General features: G+C 35.7%; 20 protein-coding genes. 5 read left to right on the top strand and 15 right to left on the bottom strand.

The window, feature by feature from the left end:
* Positions 1–18: 18 nt before the first annotated feature.
* The 3 genes from glcD (at position 19) to BGI23_RS06585 (ending at position 4,049) form a co-directional block, all read left to right on the top strand.
* The gene (gene glcD, locus BGI23_RS06595) at positions 19–1,431 is read left to right on the top strand and encodes a glycolate oxidase subunit GlcD (protein WP_000890742.1); all 1,413 of its coding nucleotides are present in this window, start codon (positions 19–21) and stop codon (positions 1,429–1,431) included.
* Positions 1,428–2,756 carry a (Fe-S)-binding protein gene (locus tag BGI23_RS06590; RefSeq protein ID WP_000209637.1) on the top strand — a complete coding sequence of 443 codons (1,329 nt, stop codon included), beginning with the start codon at positions 1,428–1,430 and terminating at the stop codon, positions 2,754–2,756. Before glcD ends, BGI23_RS06590 begins: the two co-directional genes overlap by 4 nt.
* Before the next feature lie 465 nt (positions 2,757–3,221).
* On the top strand, positions 3,222–4,049 hold the full coding sequence (locus BGI23_RS06585) for a CAP domain-containing protein (protein ID WP_000747582.1): 828 nt from the start codon (positions 3,222–3,224) through the stop codon (positions 4,047–4,049).
* A 40-nt stretch (positions 4,050–4,089) separates the two neighbouring features.
* On the opposite strand, the gene BGI23_RS06580 is transcribed toward BGI23_RS06585, so the two are convergent.
* The 11 genes from BGI23_RS06580 to inhA1 all read right to left on the bottom strand — a co-directional run bounded on the left by BGI23_RS06580 (position 4,090) and on the right by inhA1 (position 17,229).
* Positions 4,090–4,695, bottom strand: coding sequence for a DUF1648 domain-containing protein (locus BGI23_RS06580; RefSeq protein ID WP_070805547.1), 606 nt, complete (start codon positions 4,693–4,695; stop codon positions 4,090–4,092).
* Between the two features lie 91 nt (positions 4,696–4,786).
* Positions 4,787–5,710 (bottom strand): RluA family pseudouridine synthase, encoded by a 924-nt coding sequence (locus BGI23_RS06575; RefSeq protein ID WP_070805546.1) that lies wholly within the window; start codon positions 5,708–5,710, stop codon positions 4,787–4,789.
* 98 nt (positions 5,711–5,808) lie between these two features.
* Positions 5,809–6,225, bottom strand: coding sequence for a hypothetical protein (locus BGI23_RS06570; RefSeq protein WP_000490288.1), 417 nt, complete (start codon positions 6,223–6,225; stop codon positions 5,809–5,811).
* Between the two features lie 101 nt (positions 6,226–6,326).
* Positions 6,327–8,519, bottom strand: a complete 2,193-nt coding sequence (locus tag BGI23_RS06565; RefSeq protein WP_070805545.1) for an MMPL family transporter — start codon at positions 8,517–8,519, stop codon at positions 6,327–6,329.
* A 110-nt stretch (positions 8,520–8,629) separates the two neighbouring features.
* Entirely contained in the window at positions 8,630–9,277 is a 648-nt protein-coding gene (locus BGI23_RS06560; protein ID WP_000727789.1) for a phosphatase PAP2 family protein, read from the bottom strand.
* A gap of 59 nt (positions 9,278–9,336) precedes the next feature.
* Entirely contained in the window at positions 9,337–10,386 is a 1,050-nt protein-coding gene (gene potD, locus BGI23_RS06555) for a spermidine/putrescine ABC transporter substrate-binding protein PotD (protein ID WP_070805544.1), read from the bottom strand.
* Between the two features lie 39 nt (positions 10,387–10,425).
* Positions 10,426–11,226, bottom strand: coding sequence for a spermidine/putrescine ABC transporter permease PotC (gene potC, locus BGI23_RS06550; RefSeq protein WP_000714198.1), 801 nt, complete (start codon positions 11,224–11,226; stop codon positions 10,426–10,428).
* Between the two features lie 6 nt (positions 11,227–11,232).
* On the bottom strand, positions 11,233–12,081 hold the full coding sequence (potB, locus tag BGI23_RS06545) for a spermidine/putrescine ABC transporter permease PotB (RefSeq protein WP_070805543.1): 849 nt from the start codon (positions 12,079–12,081) through the stop codon (positions 11,233–11,235).
* Positions 12,078–13,061 (bottom strand): spermidine/putrescine ABC transporter ATP-binding protein PotA, encoded by a 984-nt coding sequence (gene potA, locus BGI23_RS06540; protein WP_000720320.1) that lies wholly within the window; start codon positions 13,059–13,061, stop codon positions 12,078–12,080. Before potA ends, potB begins: the two co-directional genes overlap by 4 nt.
* Before the next feature lie 238 nt (positions 13,062–13,299).
* Positions 13,300–14,667, bottom strand: coding sequence for an aldehyde dehydrogenase (locus BGI23_RS06535; protein WP_070805542.1), 1,368 nt, complete (start codon positions 14,665–14,667; stop codon positions 13,300–13,302).
* Positions 14,668–14,838: 171 nt separating this feature from the next.
* Positions 14,839–17,229, bottom strand: coding sequence for a M6 family metalloprotease immune inhibitor InhA1 (gene inhA1, locus BGI23_RS06530; protein WP_070805541.1), 2,391 nt, complete (start codon positions 17,227–17,229; stop codon positions 14,839–14,841).
* Positions 17,230–17,572: 343 nt separating this feature from the next.
* Here inhA1 and BGI23_RS06525 point away from each other — a divergent pair, with 343 nt between their 5' ends.
* Positions 17,573–17,707 (top strand): anti-repressor SinI family protein, encoded by a 135-nt coding sequence (locus BGI23_RS06525; protein ID WP_000276215.1) that lies wholly within the window; start codon positions 17,573–17,575, stop codon positions 17,705–17,707.
* A 79-nt stretch (positions 17,708–17,786) separates the two neighbouring features.
* Positions 17,787–18,110 carry a helix-turn-helix domain-containing protein gene (locus BGI23_RS06520; RefSeq protein ID WP_000578880.1) on the top strand — a complete coding sequence of 108 codons (324 nt, stop codon included), beginning with the start codon at positions 17,787–17,789 and terminating at the stop codon, positions 18,108–18,110.
* A gap of 74 nt (positions 18,111–18,184) precedes the next feature.
* On the opposite strand, the gene calY is transcribed toward BGI23_RS06520, so the two are convergent.
* From calY to sipW, 4 genes are all read right to left on the bottom strand, one after another.
* Positions 18,185–18,778: a biofilm matrix protein CalY gene (calY, locus tag BGI23_RS06515; protein ID WP_070805540.1), complete on the bottom strand. Its 594-nt coding sequence runs from the start codon at positions 18,776–18,778 to the stop codon at positions 18,185–18,187.
* 424 nt (positions 18,779–19,202) lie between these two features.
* Positions 19,203–19,976 carry a DUF4047 domain-containing protein gene (locus BGI23_RS06510; RefSeq protein WP_070805539.1) on the bottom strand — a complete coding sequence of 258 codons (774 nt, stop codon included), beginning with the start codon at positions 19,974–19,976 and terminating at the stop codon, positions 19,203–19,205.
* A gap of 161 nt (positions 19,977–20,137) precedes the next feature.
* Positions 20,138–20,725, bottom strand: a complete 588-nt coding sequence (locus BGI23_RS06505) for a CalY family protein (protein WP_000172849.1) — start codon at positions 20,723–20,725, stop codon at positions 20,138–20,140.
* 62 nt (positions 20,726–20,787) lie between these two features.
* Positions 20,788–21,357, bottom strand: coding sequence for a signal peptidase I SipW (sipW, locus tag BGI23_RS06500; RefSeq protein ID WP_000767806.1), 570 nt, complete (start codon positions 21,355–21,357; stop codon positions 20,788–20,790).
* Between the last annotated feature and the right edge of the window lie 122 nt (positions 21,358–21,479).

Raw genomic sequence — 21,479 nt, 5'->3', positions numbered from 1 at the left:
GTTTGAGGGGGATTTCCAATGTTAGAAAAACAAATTATTGATTCATTCGTATCCATTGTTGGCGAAGATAATGTAGATACATCCAATATGGGGCGTTTAACGTATAGTTATGATGCCACTCCAAACTTCCAAGCAATGCCTGATGCAGTCATTGCTCCTCGTAATACAAATGAAGTAGCTGAAGTATTAAAAGTATGTAACACTCACAAAATCCCTGTATATGTTCGTGGGTCTGGAACAAATCTTTGCGCAGGGACATGTCCACTTGAAGGCGGTATCGTCCTTATCTTCCGCCATATGAATAACATTTTAGAAATTGATGAAGAAAATTTAACAATTACTGTACAAGCTGGTGTTATTACGCTTGATATTATTAAAGCAGTAGAAGAAAAAGGTTTATTTTATCCACCAGATCCAAGCTCAATGAAAATTTCTACAATTGGCGGTAACATTAATGAAAACTCGGGTGGATTACGTGGATTAAAATATGGCGTAACACGTGATTATGTGATGGGGCTTGAACTTGTCTTACCAAATGGTGATATGATTCGCACTGGTGGTAAATTAGCAAAAGATGTAGCTGGTTACGATTTAACTCGTTTATTTATCGGTTCTGAAGGAACACTTGGCGTCGTAACAGAAGCAATATTAAAACTTGTTCCTATGCCTGAAACGAAGAAAACGATGCTTGCACTCTATGAAGATATTAATGAAGCTGCACGTGCTGTTTCTTCTATTATTGCAAATAAAATCATTCCAGCGACACTTGAGTTTTTAGACCAGCCGACAATTGAAGTAGTAGAAGAGTTTGCTCAAATCGGTTTACCAACTGACGTAAAAGCAATTTTATTAATTGAACAAGACGGTCCGCCTGAAGTTGTTAATCGAGATATTGAAAAAATGGCTAACGTTTGTCGTTCCATGAATGCAGTTGATGTTCGCGTCGCAAAAGATGAAGCGGAAGCAGATGCGCTTCGGACAGCTCGCCGTAGTGCACTGTCAGCACTGGCAAGATTAAAACCTACTACAATATTAGAAGATGCAACGGTACCACGCTCACAGATTGCTCCGATGGTTGAAGCTATTAATGCCATTGCCAAAAAATATAATATTCCTATTTGTACGTTTGGCCATGCTGGCGATGGCAACCTACACCCAACTTGTATGACAGATGCTCGCAACGAAGAAGAAATGCACCGAGCTGAACAAGCTTTTGCTGAAATATTTGCGAAAGCAATTGAACTTGGTGGCACGATTACTGGTGAACATGGTGTTGGTGCGATGAAGGCTCCGTATTTAGAAATGAAGTTAGGTAAAGAAGGTATTGCTGCTATGCAAGGAATTAAACAAGCCTTCGATCCAAATAACATTATGAATCCAGGAAAGATGTTCGCGAAGGACACTCGCAAAAGAGTGGTGGTTGAGCGATGACAACATTAAATAAAGAAAACATTCAAAAGGAATTTAAAGAACGATTAAGTGAAGACGAACTACTAAACTGTATGCGATGCGGTTTCTGCTTACCAACTTGTCCTACTTACATTCAATCTGGATATAAAGAATCACATTCTCCGCGTGGACGTATCGCATTAATGAAAGCGGTCGTTGACGGCTTAATTGAGCCAGATGAAGATGTTGAAAACACATTAAATGTTTGCCTCGGCTGCCGTGCTTGTGAACCTGTTTGTCCATCTGGTGTGAATTATGGACATTTATTAGAAGAAGCTCGTGATATTATAAATCAAAACAAAAAGTTTTCAATGCCAGTGAGAGCTGTTCGTAAAGTCGTTTTTGAAGGACTTTTCCCGCATCAAAATCGAATGAGAACATTGACAGGATTAATCGGATTTTACCAACGTTCCGGTTTACAAACGCTAACACACAAAACAGGAATTATGAAGTTATTCCCTGAAACACTTGCAACAATGGATCTCGTTTTACCAAAAGTCCCAAAAATGAAAGCAATGAAAGATCGCCCTGAATTTTTACCTGCTGAAATTACAAAAAAGAAACAAGTTGCATTCTTCACAGGTTGTTTAATGGATACAATGTTTTTAGAAACAAATAACGCAACGATGAAACTACTTCAGTTAGCTGGTTGTGATATCGTTATTCCAAAAACACAAAGTTGCTGCGGGGCATTACATGGACATGCTGGTGAGAAAAATGGAGCAAAAGAATTAGCAAAACGCAATATAAAAGCATTCGAAGATTTAAACATCGACTATATTATTACGAATGCTGGTGGTTGCGGAGCTTACCTCGTAGACTACGATTACTTGTTAAAAGATGATCCACAGTGGGCTGAACGTGCAAAGCAGTTCGTTTCTAAAATTAAAGATATTACTGCTATTCTAGTAGAACTAGATTTCCATAAACGTAATGACTTACGAGTCACGCCGCAAGTTATTACGTATCAAGACTCTTGTCACTTACGCAATGTTATGCGAACATCTTCAGAACCTCGTATGTTACTAGAAGCAATTCAAGGCGCAACATACCGTGAAATGAAAGATGCGGATCGCTGCTGTGGTTCTGCTGGTATTTATAACATTGTTCATTCAGAACTATCTATGGAATTTCTAGATTACAAAATGGACCGTGTGCATGAAACAGAAGCAGCAACCATTGTTACTGCAAATCCAGGTTGTTTATTACAAATGAAATTAGGCATTGAACGAGAAGGTCTTTCTCATAAAATGAGAGGAATTCACATCGTTGATTTATTATTAGAAGCAATTGAAACCAACTCGTAATAACTCGTAACATACGTAATAATAGGAAAACGGCTATCTCCTTCGTCTATGTAAAGAGATAGCCGCTTTTTTGTCCGCTACAACATTAAAAATATGTTACTTTATTATAAAAAAGAACAACAGAAACATTACAGTTTTGTAAAAATCAATCCAGTATATTCCTCAAAAAAACGCTCAAACCATTGATACAATAGGATTCTTCATTTTCAATATAGGTACATTTATCCAAAAACCGCGTCTTATAACCAAGTATAAAAATGCTGAAAATTCCTTTTATACTCTATGTTTCTCTTATTTTTCCCCTTTTCCCCTCTTAGGATAAATTAGGTAAATTTTAAGTCTATGAATTTTTTTCCATCTTTTTTCTCACGAAATCTATGCTACGATGAATTTGTCAGTCAGACAGGCTGTCAAAAACAAATCGTGTGAAAACAAATTAAAACTTTATATAGGGGGACACACATCATGAAAAAGCGTGTTTTATTATCTGTAGCTGCTGCAACGGCTCTTACTTTAGGAGTATCTTCTCTAGATGCACAAGCTGCAACAGTACAACCATCTAACATAAAGGTTCAAAATATTCAGCATTCAAAAGTGATGATGAAACAAATGAGCCAACAAGAATTACAAGCATTCTTACAATCTATGGGCGTTGAGTCATTAGCACAATGGCAACAAGGAAACTTCCAACCAAATTGCATTATTCCTGGTCAACAACCTACTGAAAATGTTGTAACTGAGCAACCGACAGCTAAGCCAGAAACTCAAAAGCCTGCTGAGCAAAAACCTGCCGAGCAAAAGCCTGCTGAAGAAGTTCAAAAACCAGAAGCTCAAAAGCCTGCTGAAAACAATAATACGCAAAAACCGGCTGAACAAAAACCAGCTGAGCAAAAGCCTGCTGAAGAAGCAAAATCTTTAAGCGAGTTCGAACAACGTGTTGTTGAATTAACAAACGCTGAGCGTGCAAAACAAGGTTTACCAGCTTTAAAAATCGACACTGAATTAAGCAAAGTAGCACGCATTAAATCTGAAGATATGCAAAAAAATAACTACTTTGATCATAACAGCCCTACATACGGGTCTCCGTTTGACATGATGAAGAAATTTGGTATTTCTTATACATCTGCAGGTGAAAACATCGCCCAAGGCCAACGTACACCTGAAGAAGTAGTACAAGCTTGGATGAACAGTGCTGGACACCGTGCAAACATCTTAAATAATGGCTTCACTCACATCGGTGTTGGCTATGTAGAAAGCGGCAACTACTGGACACAACAATTTATTACGAAGTAAATAGATTAAAAGAGTCTTCTCATAATGAGAAGACTCTTTTTTACGTTTCATAACTTTCTATTATGTATGAGTATAAAGCGTAGAACATAAACAAAATAGAACCACCACTTATTACGCTAAGTAACACATAAAATCCCCATTTCAAGTTCAAAAACAATGAAAACAATATACTACATGCCATCACTTGAAAAATCCGTCTACTCACTAAACGGATTTTTTTTAATTTGATTGAGTCTTTTTCCGTACTCTGAACTTTTTTAAACGCCTTACTAAGCATAAAGAGAAACATACTAATCCCAATTGTTAGTCCTGTTTGAAAGGATATCATGCTTCCAAAATTAATAAAAAGAATGAGCATATGGATAAACAACATAAATAAAGTAATCGTCTTTAGAAATCCACTTATAATGACATGCTCGTCTTCATTAAACTTATATATATTATGTGAAATAATATACATCAATCCATGTAAGAAAATAATAAGACAAGGAATAAGTGCTATAACAACTTGTTTACTCATGAACTCGTTTGGCCGACCATTTCCATTCCAATGTACCGCCAAATGCTCTGGTAAATATGGATAGAGACATAGAGTAACTAAAAGACAAGCGAAAAATATTCCTAGTATATATTTATATTTGATCAAGTGATTCTCACCTCTCTTTTCTCTTAACGGCTTCGCTTCTTTTAGAGAAATTCCTGCAAAAATCTACTTTTCTCAAATTTAAACTTACACTTTACGCATTTACTCTTTGAAATTCTTTCATTTTGTCATTTAATTTTGTAGGAAATGGTACATCCACTTCAATCTCTTCTTTCGTAATTGGATGTAAAAAGTTTATCTTCATCGCATGTAACGCTTGCCTAGACATATATTTCGTTCCTCCACCATATAAAACATCCCCAACTAACGGATTACCATTATAGCTCATATGAACACGAATTTGATGGGTTCTACCAGTTTCTAATTGTAACGTTACAAGCGTAACATTTTGTTTTCTAAAATACTTCTCTACTTTATAATATGTAATTGCTTGATCTCCCTTTGGAGAAACACGTCGTCTCGTCGCATGATGGCGATCTCTTCCGATAGCCGCGTCAATCGTTCCTTGCTTCTTTTTCACTTTGCCTTCTACAAGAGCTGCATATGTTCTTTTAATTTTTCGTTCCATTAATAAACGATCCATAATTGCACCAGCAATTCTATGTTTGGCAAACACGACACCACCTGTCGTATCTTTATCTAACCGATGAATATGACGAACCTTCGTCTCTAAACCTTGCATTTGAAAATGAAAGGCAACAAGATTTGCAAGAGTTCCCATCCCACCTTTTTCAGCAGGGTGCGTATCCATCTTCTCAGGCTTATTGACAATGAGTACATGATCGTCTTCATATACTACATGTAATTCACCATATTCAGGCTCTACACCGTATTCTTCCTCCATAAACATATGAACTTGTAACTTTTCGTCCTCTTTTAAAAGCTCATTCCATCTTCTCTGTTCTCCGTTAACAGTAACACCTTTTTCCATACGAAGCTGATGTAACAACTTTTTCGGTATTTCCCATTCTATTTTTAATAGCGACTCGATGCTTATACCATTCCATTTCGCTGGCACAGTAATTTCGCACCATTCGCCCTTCTTCTTCGTTTCCATACTGTATCACCTTATTTCTATTGATTCTCTCATTGTAACGGAAAATACACTTTGATGCACCGTCAAAAATAGAGGACAGTCTTATAATAGACTGCCCTTCACGCTCTACGCCTTCTCATTTCCTGCAACACTTCTTCCGCTTTTTGTTCATACGATAAATCTTTAAAGAAATCCGCCAATCTCTTATAATCGTTATACGTATCTAATAAGTCATCCATCTTTTCTGTTTTCATCACTTGTTGTTTTTGCTTCATTTTTACCGGATAACGATAGCCCGATACTTCTTGTATTTTGTAATACTCATCCTCTACTTGAATGACCTTTACAAGTTCCTCTTCTTCCGCATCCATCGTATACCCATCAAAATCTCTAAGCAATTCATAAATGATATGAGTCCATTCATCTTTTGGATAAAACCCTTTTTCTAACCGATAACCGACAATGCGATACAAATGCCCATCATTTTCTGCAAACTGTACTGTATCATTTAGCTTAAACTTAAAATAACGAAACATTGCCTTCACCTACTTATATGTAATGTTCTTATCACATACTATTTGCAAAATGTAGGTCCTGCTATTCATAAAAAAATACTCATCTTATAGATGAGTATTTTTTATAATGATTTTTCTCTTTTCTTTCGAAATGGTAACCACCAATTCCAGTCTCCAAACAATTTCATTAAACTTGGTACAAGCATAAGACGAATAATTGTTGCATCAAGGAATATTGCTAATGCAACACCAAGCCCCATTTGTCTTACTGGTAAAATATCAGTAAAGGCGAATGCGCCCGTTACAACGATCATAATTAATGCAGCTGATGTAATAATTCTACTTGTTGAAACAAGTCCTTCTAACGTCGCCTGATCGTTATCTCCTGTTTCTTCATATAATTCATGGATACGTGAAATAAGAAAGACTTCATAATCCATGCTAAGCCCAAAGACGAGGCCGAAAATGAAGATTGGTAAAACAAATAGAACTGGACTTGCTTCTAAACCAAAATGACCACCTTCGAATAACCAAACAACAATTCCAATTGTTGCGCTTAAACTAAGTATATTCATAATAATCGCCTTAATTGGAATGAGTATAGATCGAAATGCAAATAATAATATAACAAAAGTCGATCCAAATATAACAGACATACCAATTGCAACTTTATCTTTAATTTCATCTTCTAACTCTTGTTGGAACGTCGTCATTCCGCCTAGATAATATGTAACGTTCGTTTCTTTATAGTTTTGTTTAAAATCACGAACCCACTGTTTCCCAATTTCTGTACGTGGTTTTGTATGTAAAAAGACTTCGATTGTTGTCTTATTTCCTTTCGTATACGCTTCAAATACCGGAGCTATTTTAGCAGCTTCTGGCGACTGTAACATCCCAGCAACTTGATCTGATTTCATTCCATTTAAACTGTCGTATAAACTTCTTACTTCATATACTTTCTTATCATCTTTTAACTTTTGAATGACTTCTTCTACCTTTTGTAAACTCTCTTTTTCTCTCATATCTTTTTTCGTCTCTACCACTAACGTAGCATCAGCATGTGTTTTTGCAGTTTTATTAAATGCCTCTTCGTACTTCTCATATGCAATTCTTGTATCACTTTGTTTAGGTAAAGCTTCTACGTCAGGGAACTGTAAATTAGCTGTACGTAATGGTAATAAACAAATCACAATAAATGTTGTAACAACAATAATCATCGCAATTGGATGTTTCATTACAAATTGTGCAAATGTACGCCACGCCTTTGCCGGCGTATGTGCTACTTGATTCTTTTTTAATATTCGTTTACCAATTAAGGATAATAGCGCTGGAAGGAGTGTGAGCGAGAATATAATACTCATAATCACAACAATCATTCCACTAATTGCGACAGACTGAATATAATCGATTTTAAAGAAAAACAAACCGGATAGGCCAACGAATACACATAATCCTGAAAATACGATTGCCCGCCCTGCTGTCTGATATGTAATTGCTATTGCTTCTTTTACCGTTCGCTTTGCAACTTCCTCTCGAAAACGATTTACAAATAATAGCGCAAAATCAATAGATAACGCAAGTCCGATCATCGGTGCAACATTTAGCACAAAGATAGATAGTTCCTTATCGCTACCTATAAAATATAATATGCCCATCGTACTAATAACACTAAGTGCCCCATTTACAATTGGTAAAATAGATGCCAAAAGGCTACCGAATGAAAATAGTAATACGAGAAATGCAATTGGTAACCCAATCATCTCTGCCACTTTTAAATCATTTTGCGTTCTTTCATTAATTTCTTTATTAATTTTCGGAAACCCTGTAGGTGTTACTTTTAATGCTGTATTACTTTCCTTTTCAATTTTATCAGCAAATTGTAATGTCTTTTCCATTCGTTCTTTATTTGTTTTCCCGGAAAATAAAATTGTCGCATAGCCGATATCATCTTGTAACATTTCTTTATTTTGCACTGGGTGATGGAAAGATTCATATGTCTCTTTCTCTTGTACATTTTTTACAATTCCCTCTACTTGCTTTTGAAATTCCTCATGTGAAACACCTTTATTTTTTTCAAAAACGAGTAACAGCGTATCTTGAGACCTCTTAAAATCTTTATCTAAAATTTCTTTCGTTTTTTGATAGTCTCCTTCTGTTTGGAAACCGTCACCACCTAATACTCCCGGTAACTTTGGAGCGAAAATACCGAGTACTATCGCAAGCAATAATAATGCTACAATTACTGTATAACGAAACTGATATAAAAAAGCTCCTAACTTCCCCCACTTATCTACTTTATGTACATTTGTTTTCACACATTTTCACCTACTTTACATCATTCAATTGTTACTTATAATGTATCACATCTTCATACAAACAAAAAACGTCTAGAAAAACTATAATAATAGTTTTTCTAGACGTTTTTCTATCTCTCTTTATTAAGAGCAAACCTCTCAGTAAGTAAACGATGGTAATAAATCGCCATAATTAATAAAATACCACCTACGCAGTAGCCTGCTAAAATATCAGTTGGATAATGTACATTTAAAATGACTCTACTTAATCCAATCGATACGATTACTATTCCCATGAAAAGCGTTATCACATATTTTCCGGTCACACTCTTCAAATTTGCTGCAATGATATAAGCAAGAAACCCGAATGTCATAATAGATAACATCGCATGACCACTAGGGAAGCTATACCCAAGTGCATCCAACGCTTCGTTTAACGAAGGACGATCTCTTTTCACAATTTCTTTTATTCCTTTATTCACAAGATGTGTTACTAAAATGCCCATAGGATATACAATCATCGCAGCAAAATAACGTTTTCTCCAAAAAACAAGTAAACTTATAATGAGCGTAGTTACGATTCCAATGGCAGACCCTAATTTTGTATAATGTGAGAAAAATGCAAACGACTCTTCTGTTTGTACTCCTTTTACTAATCCTCGGACATATGTATCCATCACTGTAACGCCACCAGCATGTACTCTCCAAGCAACAATGCCAAATACAGCAAATAATAAACCGATACACATTACCTCATATTGATGCAACTTCTTCTTCAAACGATTTCCTCCTACTATGAAAAAATGCGATTTCTACTTTAGAAACCGCATTTTCTCACTTATTTACCTTTTGTTTTTAACTCTGTCCAGTAACGGTCGTAGTCTTTTAGCTTATCGTCTACATCAACAAGCCATTCTGTACGATCTAATTCTTCTTTCGTTAAGAAGATCATGTGGTTTTCACGATATTCTTTACTATGAAGAGGATGAGCTTTTTCATTTGGATTACTGTATCCAATTGACTCGTAGTTTTTCACACTTACTTTTTCATCTAATAAGTAGTTCATAAACTTCTCTGCAAGCTCTTTGTTTTTCGCACCTTTTGGAATTGCTAACGTATCAGCCCAAATTGTGCCGCCTTCTTTTGGTACAACGTACTCTACATCTTTATTATCTTTTGCGATAAATGCTGCATCCCCAGACCAAACTGTTCCGATCCAAGCATCTTCTGTAATGAATTTTTGTTTAATATTATCTGTATCAAATGCTAATAAGTTTGGAAGTAGCTTCTGTAAATCAGTTGCTGCTGTCTTTAACTGTGCATCGTCTTTCGTGCTGTTTGAGAATCCATGCTTCTTAAGACCCATTCCTAACACTTCACGAGAATCATTTAATAAAGTTACATGCCCTTTATATTTCTCATTCCATAAGTCAGCCCAGCTTGTAGGTGCTTCCTTCACATACTTTTTATTGTATGCAATACCTGTTACGCCCCAAGTATATACTAAAGAATATTTATTCTCTGGATCAAACGCAGGTGTTTTAAAATTAGAAATCATGTTTTCGATATTTGGGATATTCTTTTTATCTAACGGCGCTAATAAATCCATTTTCGCCATCGTTTTAACCATATAATCCGACGGCTGAATTAAATCATACTTCGCGCCACCTGCTTGTAATTTCGCAAACATTTCTTCATTACTTGCATACTTATCATAGTTAATTTTCACGTTATATTTCTTTTCAAAATCTCTTAGCACTTGCTCATCAAAATTGTCAGCCCAGCTATAAATGTTTAACTCTTCTTTTTTTTCACCACAACCAGCAAGTGCACCAGCAACAAGGCTAAAGCTAATTGCTGCGCCGGCTAATCTTTTCATTAATTTCATCGGTTTTATTACCTCCTCGTACTTTCTATATCGTTCGTATTATAAAGGAAGGTGTCCTCCAGAGTTTTCTTCACCATCTGCACCTTTGTTACGGAAGATTTCAGATAGAACCATTAATCCTACGATAGCCACAATTAAAATTGTAGAAAGTGCATTAATTTCTGGTGATACTCCGCGCTTAACCATACTGTAAATGTATAATGGCAATGTTGTTGATCCTGGTCCTGATACGAAGAAACTAATTACAAAATCATCAATTGATAATGTGAATGTTAATAATGCAGCCGAAATAACTCCAGGTGCAATCGCTGGGAACGTTACAAAACGAAATGTTTGCCACGGCGTTGCTCCTAAATCATTCGCAGCCTCTTCTAAATCACGTCCCATACCAGAAAGACGTGCTGCTAAAATAACGACAACAAATGAAATGCTAAAAGTAATGTGTGCAATAATAATTGTTGTTTTACCAAGCTCCATACCTAATTGACTAAATAAAATAAGTAAAGATAATCCCATTAAAATATCAGGAATTAAAATTGGTAAATACACAAGACCGTTAATGGCCCCTTCATAACGATATTTATAACGATGTAATGCAATTGCGAAAATCACACCAAGAACAGTCGTTACAATCGTCGTTACGATCGCAATCGTCATACTATTTACAAATGCATCAATAACATCTTGTTTTTGAAATAAATCTGTATACCAATGGAATGTGAACCCTTCCCATTCCGCATTAATGCGAGAATCATTGAAGGAATATACCATTAAAACCATCATTGGAAAATACAAGAACAATAAAATTAACCAAGAATAAGAAACTAAAAACTTCTTCATTTTTGCCTATTCCCCTCCGTTCCCATCATATTTATATACTTTCGTTGCACGATAATATAAGTAAATTAACAGAACAGAGAATAGAACAACAATCATAGATAACGCAGATCCAAACGGCCAATCACGCGCTCCTAAGAATTGATTTTGAATTACGTTTCCGATTAATGCTACTTTCGATCCACCCATAACGTCTGATACAACAAACATTCCGATAGAAGAAACAAACACTAAAATAGAACCGGTAGCAATCCCTGACATCGTCATTGGTACTGTAACATTCCAAAATGCCTTTACTGGTGTTGCCCCTAAATCATAAGCTGCTTCTAGCTTACGCTTATCAAGCTGCTCAATCGCTGCATACACCGGTAAAATCATAAATGGTAATAAAGAATATACCATCCCAAGTATTACAGAAGGTGTATTGTATAGTAAATTTAACGGTTCACTAATAACGCCTAGCTTCAATAACAATGTGTTTACAAGACCTTGTGAACGTAAAATAACAATCCATGCGTATGAACGAACAAGGAAGTTAATCCAAAACGGGATCGTTGCCAATAATAAAAGAATCGAACGATATTTACGATCAACAATTGTAATTGTATACGCAAATGGATAACCAATTAGTAAACATATTACTGTCGTAATAACCGCAATTTTCACTGTTTCCCATAACGTCCCCATATATAATGGGTCAAATACACGTGCTATGTTTTCTAATGTAAATTGCATTTCCACTGTCCCATATGCTCCGCGCTGCATGAAGGCAAATGCCAATACAAACAGAAGGGGAATTAGGAAGAAGATTAACAGCCACGCGACTGTAGGTAGTGCGAGTAATTTCCCTTTTTTCAATTTAAGGTCACCTCGTCCTCTTGCTCCCAGCCTACGTATACATTATCTCCAATGCTCCACTGCGCTGCTTCTTCAGCAGTTTGATATGCCATTAGTAATTCTGATGTTTTCTCATCACGTACATAAAGCTTTTCCATATTTCCAACAAACTCAATGTCTTCAATATGTCCAAGGTGGTATTCTTTTAAAATCTGCTCTTCAACCGAACGCACTTTTACATTTTCAGGGCGAATTGCTACATAGCCTTCCCCGTTTTTCACAATATTATTTTCACCGATAAATGTCGCAACGAACAACGTTTTCGGCTTATTATAAATTTCTTTCGGCGTTCCGATTTGTTCAATATGGCCTTTATTCATAACAACGATACGATCACTCATGCTCATCGCTTCTTCTTGGTCGTGCGTTACGTATATGAACGTAATTCCTAAATTACGTTGTAAGTTTTTCAATTCACGTTGCAAGTCTTTTCTTAACTTAAAGTCTAATGCTCCAAGTGGCTCGTCTAGTAATAATACACGCGGGTTATTTACAATCGCTCTCGCAATTGCTACACGCTGCTGCTGTCCACCAGAAAGCTTTGCAGGTTTACGATTACGGAACTCAAGTAACTGCGTTAAACGCATTGCCTCTTCAGCACGCTCTTTCTGCTCTGCTGCCGGTACTTTCTGCATTTTCATACCGAAACAAATATTTTTCTCCACATTCATATGTGGGAATAGCGCATAATGTTGGAACACTAGGTTCATATGACGCTTATATGGTGGCAAATCGTTAATCTTTTCATCATCTAATAAAAGATTCCCTTTAGTTGGAGTTTCAAACCCTGCGATCATACGAAGTAACGTCGTTTTCCCGCAACCACTCGGTCCTAAAATAGTTAAAAATTCCCCTTCTTTAATATCTAAAGAAAGCGGTGGGATAATCACTTGATTTCCAAAATGTTTTTCTACTGCTTCAACTTTAATAATCTTTTTCATTTTCCCGTCCTATCTACCTCAAATTTAAATTTTTATATTCATGAATAAATATTTATGTTCTATAGACTATTTTTTGTTTCGATCCAAACAAAAATGGTTATTTAGCAAGCGTTCACTTCTATTCTTTATGTAGTATGTTTGATTCATTTTCGCCTGATACATAATGTCGAACAGAAAAACCCCTTCCATTGCGAAGGGGCTTTTATCATACGGCTACGCCTACTGATAAACACCATCATCATTTTAACAACTTTCGTATGAATTTTAAAGCACTTTTTGTAGAAGAGTAGCGAATTTTCATATCGAATGCCGTAGATTGGGCTAAAATGCTTTTATAATGTGAAAAAGTCCGAAAACTTTCTTCCCCATGATAACTCCCTAATCCACTACTTCCGACGCCACCAAAAGGTAAATATGGTGTTGCAAGATGATAGACGACATCATTAATACAGCCTCCGCCATACGAAATATTACTCGTTACTTTCTTTTGTACCTCTTTATCTTCAGAAAATACATATAACGCTAACGGCTTCGGATGTTGCTGGATTGTGCCAATTACATCTTCTATATTGTCATACTCTATGATTGGTAAAATCGGACCAAAAATTTCATCTTCCATAACGGAACTTTTCCATGTAACATTAGTTAACACTGTTGGTTCTATATGTAAAGTCTCTTTTTTATAGTTCCCACCAATTACAGTTTTCCCATCTTTCAAAAACGTACATAAACGTTCAAAATGACGCTCACTCACAATTCGTACATAATTATCATTGTGCAGTGGCTCTTTCCCATACTGCTCCGCAATTTCATGTCGCAACGCTTCAATTAACTGTTCTTTCACGGAAGCATGCACATACATATAATCAGGTGCTACACACGTTTGCCCTGCATTTAAAAACTTTCCCCACACAATCCTTCTTGCCGTTACATCTATTTTCGCATCTTTATGTACAATACATGGACTTTTCCCGCCAAGTTCTAACGTAAGCGGCGTCAACTGTTTTGCTGCTGCTTCCATGACAACTTTCCCCACGCCCACACTACCTGTGAAGAAAATATAATCAAATGGTTCCTTCAGCAAAGCTGTACTCTCTTCAACGCCGCCTTCTACTACCGCTACAAGCTCTTCTTGGAATAAATCCTCTAACATCCTTGTAATCACTTTGGAAACGTTTGGCGTTAACTCCGACGGTTTTAAAACGATTGTATTTCCAGCTGCTAGAGCTCCTACAAGTGGCGCAATTGCTAATTGAAACGGATAGTTCCACGGTGCAATAATAAGTGTCACACCGTACGGTTCAGGTACTACTTTCCCCTTTGATCCAAAATGAGTCAGCGCTGTTCGAACACGCTTCGGTTTACTCCACGATGAAATATGCTTCAATTGAAAGGAAATTTCTTTTAATACATATCCCACTTCCGTTGTAAACGACTCATGAACTGACTTATTTAAATCTAATTTCAACGCCTGAAATATTTCTTCTTCAAAACGCTGAATGCCTTCATAAAGCTTCTTCAAATTATTCTTTCTCACTTCTATACTTCTCGTATGGCCATTATAAAAATATGCTTTTTGTTTATTTACAATAGAAGAAACACTCATTCATTCACCTTCTCCCACTATTTTTATCCAATTCTTTCATTATTTATATAGACTTCATATATAATAAATTTCTATTCATAAAGTTACATTATATATAATTTCTTCTTTTATATAAAATTCATTGCTCACAAAAAAACTACCGAAAGCAAATCTCTCGGTAGTTTTACTGTATTAACGATATAAACGAACAGCACCTGCAGAATTATCATCAGCTTGTCCTACTACTTCAAACTTCAGGCCAAGATTCGGTAAAATACGCCCTGCATCTGGAATCTGTTGATTAATATACGTTTTTGAATCATCAAACTTCGGTACACCCGCTAAGCCATCATACGTAAATGTTCCACGCGTTGGAGATACAACTTTCCAAGCTGGTGTTTTGTCGAATGAGAACGCCGCATCAGCAATTTGGAATCGTGTACTACTCTTAACTGTCGGTTTACCATTTAAAGTTCCTACAATTGCTTCTGGATGAGAATCCACTACGCCAAGGAAACCGTGTCCTGGGTGTACGCCAACCCAGTTATCTGTGTAAGCTGAATCCGCATACCATACAACCATACCAGTGTTAAATACTGGACCGCGTGCAAATTTCAATGCGTTATCTGCACCAGCATAGTTTCTCCACTCTACATAATAGTTATGTTTTTTCTTCTCAGTTCCGTTAGATACAACGAAGCCGTCTAATTTTAATTGTGGTGTCCCTTCTGCATCATCAGAGAATACTACTTTACCATCTACTGTTAATGAAGCATTATCAAGAGCAAATCCATTTAATGCTAAACCACCATCAGTAATGTAATCAAATGTTAATTTTACTTTCTTACCTTTGAATTGGCTTAAGTCATATGATTTGTCAATCCATTTTCCATTTGTCGAATCTGCATTTCCACTATTAGCTTTCTCACCAAGTCTTTCAATTAACGTTTGTTTACCATCTTCTGTTACAGCATGTACTTCAAGGAAGTCATACTCTGCTTCAATTTCATATAATGATTTGAAATCAAATTTTGCATTCGTTGCATTCGTTAAATCGAACAGTGGTGTTTCCATCTTCGTATGAAGATCGTCACCTTTTGTGCTGTAGTAATACTGTTTACCAAATGCTGGGGCAATTGTTTTTACATCTTTATCAGGTAAGTTTACACGAATCATACCTGGACGGTTAGATTTCGTAACACTTTGGTCTAAATATGTTGCTAAACCGATACCTTTATTTAATTTCTCGTAATCTACTTCTACGATATTTGCCCAGTTACCACCGATTGTTTTTTGGAAAAACTCTTTATTTTGCGGTGAGAAACTTGTTGGCGTTGTTCCTGCAATTTTACCAGCCCAGCTACCGCCACTCATAATAGACCAAGATTCAATCGGCTCACCTTGACCGCTATATTGTGTATCATACTCATCTGGAAGACCTAAATCATGACCATATTCATGTGCGAATACACCAACTGCGCCATCTTCTGGCTCAATTGTGTAGTCAAATGCTGCCATCTTTCCTCCCCAATACGGAACTTTCGCTTGTGTGCCTTCGATTGGGAATGGTTTCGGTCCAACAGTCCAGCGATGTGACCAAATTGCATCGTCACCTAATTTACCACCGCCTGCTTCTTGTCCAACACCTGCATGAATAATCATTAAGTGATCGATTAAACCGTCCGGTTGATTTTGATTTCCATCGCCATTTACATCGTATTGATCGAATTGGTCGAACTCTGATAAATCAATACCGCTATCTACAGCTGCTTTTAATGCATCTTTTACTAAATCACGTGGTCCTTTTGGTCCTTTATTATCATGACCGCCGCTTGCAGCATCCGCACCGTAATCAGCAGCTTTACCAGGAACTGTTAACCATTTTGTAACCGTGCCGTCTACTGTATAACTACCGCCAGATTGCTCTTCATAATATTGTTTAAATGTTTCAATTTTACTTCCATCATCTAATGTGAATGGCTCATTACCGAATAACATTTTTTCATAATGTTCTTTGTTAAAGTCTTCCGAATACATATAACCAGGTTCTTTATCGATATTGTTATGTTTAAAGTCAGCGTACTCTACAAGTAGAACGAGTACTTTATCTTTACGAACATCACCGTTGTACGCTTTTTGCTTTGCTGGAGATGTTGGTACTTTACCATTTAGACCACCCTTAACTGGCCCTGTCGCTGCAGGTGTTCCTGTCGCAGGTTTATCTAACTTTTCTTTCGTATCTGCTTTTGCATCTTTCACTTTCTTTAAAAAGTCAGATGCTTCTTTCGTAAGTGGGTCCCCATTTGATACTTCTTTCCCAGGATTTTCACCCTTTTTGTTCTCTACGTATTTTTCGACAGCTTTCTTTGTTTCTGTCTCTGAAGCCTTCGAATCAATTACCCCACGTTTTTTTAGCGCATCTGCTAAACGTTCTTCCGGAATTAAATGATCATCAACTGGGCTCGTAGCTGTCTTATTAACAGGCGTTTCAGCATATGCAGACTGGCCACCCGCTCCGAATGAAAGACCTAATACAGCTGTCAAAGCGATTGATGATAAAACTTTGAACGGTTTCTTGTTCATCCCTTATTTCCTCCCCTAATAAATAATATGTATTACAAATTGAATTTTATTAAAAATTCAATATTTTTTCAATATTTAGTCATATTATGTAATGTTTTTAATATATTTGTAAAAATTCCATAGTTAGCATACGAATATATCACAATTCAACAATGTTTTCTGAAAATATTGAAAATATTTGTCAGAAACTTTATAATCGCCATAGAGGGAATTTAATGGGGATTTTATCTTTGTTTTATCTACAAAATATTTGATAATTCACTACATAAAAATACAAAATCTGATTGTATTATCACGTATTCTGTAGCAGCAGTTATGACCGATAATTAGGGAGGAATTACATTTGTACAAAGATAAGACTGACGCATTGGATCAAGAATGGATTGATTTAATACTTGAAGCTCTAGACGCTGGTATCGCCTTGCAAGATATCGAACATTTTTTCCAACGTATGAAGCCGGCCACTCAGGCTCAATAGGTTTGTTCTTTTTAGCGAAGTTTATGTTATAATAATGACATCATAAGACGACGACATATTGATAGAAAGGTGCGCAAATATGATTGGAGAACGTATAAAACGCCTGCGTTTACAAAAAGGTATTTCATTAACTGAACTTGCCGAAAAAGCTGGCGTTGCTAAATCTTACATTAGTTCTATAGAACGAAATTTACAAAAAAACCCTTCCATTCAGTTTCTTGAAAAAATTGCAGCAGTTCTACAAATTCCAGTTGATACTTTACTTCATGATGAAACAACAAAGGAAAATCACTTAGACTCCGAATGGACACAGCTCGTTAAAGATGCAATGAACTCCGGCGTCTCCAAAGAACAATTTCGTGAATTTCTTGAATTTACAAAATGGAAGCAAGATCAAAAATAATAAATAGAAAGAAGTGCTTACAATCAGCACTTCTTTTTTCTTTATAAAAAAAGCGGGGGATACCCGCTTTTTTATTATTTTTCTTCGCCAGCTTCTTGGTTAGCATTGAATGTCCATTCTAAATTCAATGAATCGCCTTGGAAGATATTTTGGTCTTTTCCATCATCTACAAATTCAAATTGTACCCATAAATAATCCTCTGTACCAGCTTCTAATCCACCCTTTTCTCCCCACTCAGGAGCAAAGATGTCTTTAGCTAAAAGATCTGGATCGGTTTTTTGTAAGTCTGCTAAAGTTGTTTCATATACAGGTTCACTTTGTTTATCCCAGTTCCAAAGGAATTTCACTTTAATGTGCTTACCAAAGTCTTCACCAGCATTATCGCCTTTTGCATCTTTCACAGTATACTTTGTCGCTAATTTAACGTCTTTAATTGTTAATGAACCGCTATTCTTTAATAAGAACTCTTTCTTAACAGAATCCCCTGGTTTTAAATCTTTAATATCTACAAGCGTTTTAGGGTCTAATGTAAGATCTAACGTCCCAGCTGCAAATGTATTGTTCGATACTTCTTTATCGCTAAAGTATGCAAACGTTCCTCCACCAATTAAAGATAACCCCAATGCTGCTGATGCAACTCCCATACCTAATTTCTTTTTCAGACTCACAATCAATTCCCCCTAGCTGTTTTTTATATTTTTATTGCTATCTCTTATTTAAAATAAGAGATGTAACTAAAACTATATTAGCTTAGCTAATATGTGTTCTTTTTTAAAAACCTTATGTTCATTATAACGAACATTATTATATAAATACAACACATATTTATTAATATTTTCAGTTATTTTTATTTCTCAATATTATTTAGAAATTTCCGAAAAAATGAGAAATAAAGAAAAACTTTAATTAATATTCCCTATCTATACTAATTATTAATCTTCACATCATATTGCCAATTAATTTTCTCATATCTGTTTTTTGACGTAGATTGTTAAAATAAAGAAGACACGCCGAATAGGTGAGTCGCAATATTCTCTCACCTACTCGGCTTTATAACCGCTATTCTCTCTATATGTCGCTGTATTTTACTTGCTATTCTTGTTTCTTACTCTCTTCTTGATTTTTTGCTTCCTCTTGTTTCTTCTTCTCTTCTAGCTTTTTCGCTTCCTCTTGTTTCTTCTCTTCTAGTTTTTTTGCTTCTTCTTGTTTCTTCTCTTCTAGCTTTCTCGCTTCCTCTTGTTTCTTCTCTTCTAGCTTTTTCGCTTCCTCTTGTTTCTTCTCTTCTAGTTCTTTTTGCTTCTCAGCCTCACTCACTTGTTTTGCTGTTTCATCTACTAGTAACTTCTCAAAATCTTGAATTTGTTTATCAATCACTTGTAAATTAACTTCTTTATCAATATACTCACAGTTTTCTTTTACTATATGGAAGCCAGCATTCACATACGAGAATACTTGCTTATTCGATTCAGTTGTATGTCCTTTTAACTCTTCTTGTACTTGATTATACGGTTCTTCTATTGATTTATATACTTTTTGTAACGATTCTCTCTCAGCAGCTATCTTCTCGCGTCCTTGCTTCCATATAACAAGCGCCTGTTCTATCTCCTGAGTGGATCTAACATTTAATTTTGATTTCATCTCTTTATACTCATGCAAAATAACTTCCTTATGCTGCTTAGCTTGTTCTATTAATTGATCAACTGTTTTTGGAAAAATACTTGCTGTAGAAATAGTAGCCGCTACTTTCGTTTCATGAACGAAAGCTGCTTCTGTATAAGTCATCATTTGAGAGCCTAAATAAAAAGTAATAGAACACAAACATGGCAATATAAGCATCTTTTTGAATTTACGCGGTTGCTTCAGCATTTTAATCTCTCCTATCGAACAACTTGTTCTTTATCAAGAACTATATCTTTATTATAATAAAGTGAATTATAAAATGATATACAAATTATGTTTCTTTTTACATTTCACTTTTAGCAGAAAAAGAGACTATCACTTTCGATAGTCTCTTTTTGTTGTCCTTATTATTTTGTTTCACCATCGCCTTGCTGTGCATCAAACGTCCAAGTTAATTGTAACTTATCGCCTTGGAATTCATTTTGATCTTTTTTATTATCAACGAATTCAAATTTCACTTTGAATTTATCAGATTTACCTGCTGAAATACCTTTTTCATCCCAGAACCAAGCAGCTAAATCGTTATTTACCGCAGTAAGTGTGTCACCCTTCAATTTATCTAGCGTTGTTTCTTTTACGATTGTTTCATGCTTGTCTACATTTTTTAAGAATGTTACTTTAATATGTTTACCAAAATCATCTTTATTATCTTTCTTCACATCTTCTACATTGTAATCTGTTTTTAGTAGTACTTTTTTAATATCTAGTGTCCCTTTATTTTCTAATTTAAATTCTTTTTCAACTGTATCACCAGGCTTTAAATTCGATACATTAACAACTGTTGATGGATTTAATGCTAAATCAAGCGTACCAGACGCAAATGTATTATTTGACACTTCTTTATCGCTAAAGTATGCAAATGTTCCTCCGCCAACTAATGCCGCTCCTAATACTGCTGATGCGATACCCATCCCTAATTTTTTCTTTAAAGTCATGTCCATATCCCCTTGATTTATATATTTGTCAACTTCCTAAACGGAAAGTATAACCAAATGAACTAGACGGATTGTTCTACTTTTTTCTCTTTCTTTTCTCCGTCTATGCTACGAATCGCACTAAAAATAGTAATAGCGGAATATCCTAGCAAAAAGACTCCTGGAATAATAAGAAGTAAAGCAGCTCCAGCTTTTGAATTCGCATAATTTAATGCATAGCCTGCATAAGGAACTGTAATATCCGCATATTTTCCAATTACATTCTCCGCAAGTACTGGTTCTAAATCAGCACCGTTGTTGTTATCCCCTTTTGTTTCATACATTACTTTTCCATTTGTATCTTTCACACCGATAATACGGTGAGTGATAATTTTTTCATCTTTCTCTTTAAAGGTAATAACATCACCTTTTTTATATTTAGAACCATCTTTCGTCGGCTCTATCGCAATGATTGATCCTGTTAAAAATGTCGGTTCCATCGATCCTGATAACACTGATTTAAATTGATATCCCATCACTGTTGGATCTCCGCCGCTCGCTTTTGAAGAAATAACTACAAAAGCTAAGCAAATCATCAATGCAAATAAAACAAATGAGATAACGTTGCTAATCACCTTCCAAATTAATTTCATCGTATCTCTCCCTCTCCGTTGTTTTATATTATTTGAAGTATGCAATATTCACTTCCGTTCTTTAACAAGAACACAACTAAATAATATAACGAACATACCGGAAATGCAATAAGAAAATTTAC

Origin of the sequence: Bacillus sp. ABP14, from assembly GCF_001831375.1 — a bacterium.
GTDB classification, from domain to species: domain Bacteria; phylum Bacillota; class Bacilli; order Bacillales; family Bacillaceae_G; genus Bacillus_A; species Bacillus_A paranthracis.
This window is presented reverse-complemented; position numbering and strand designations above follow the sequence as displayed.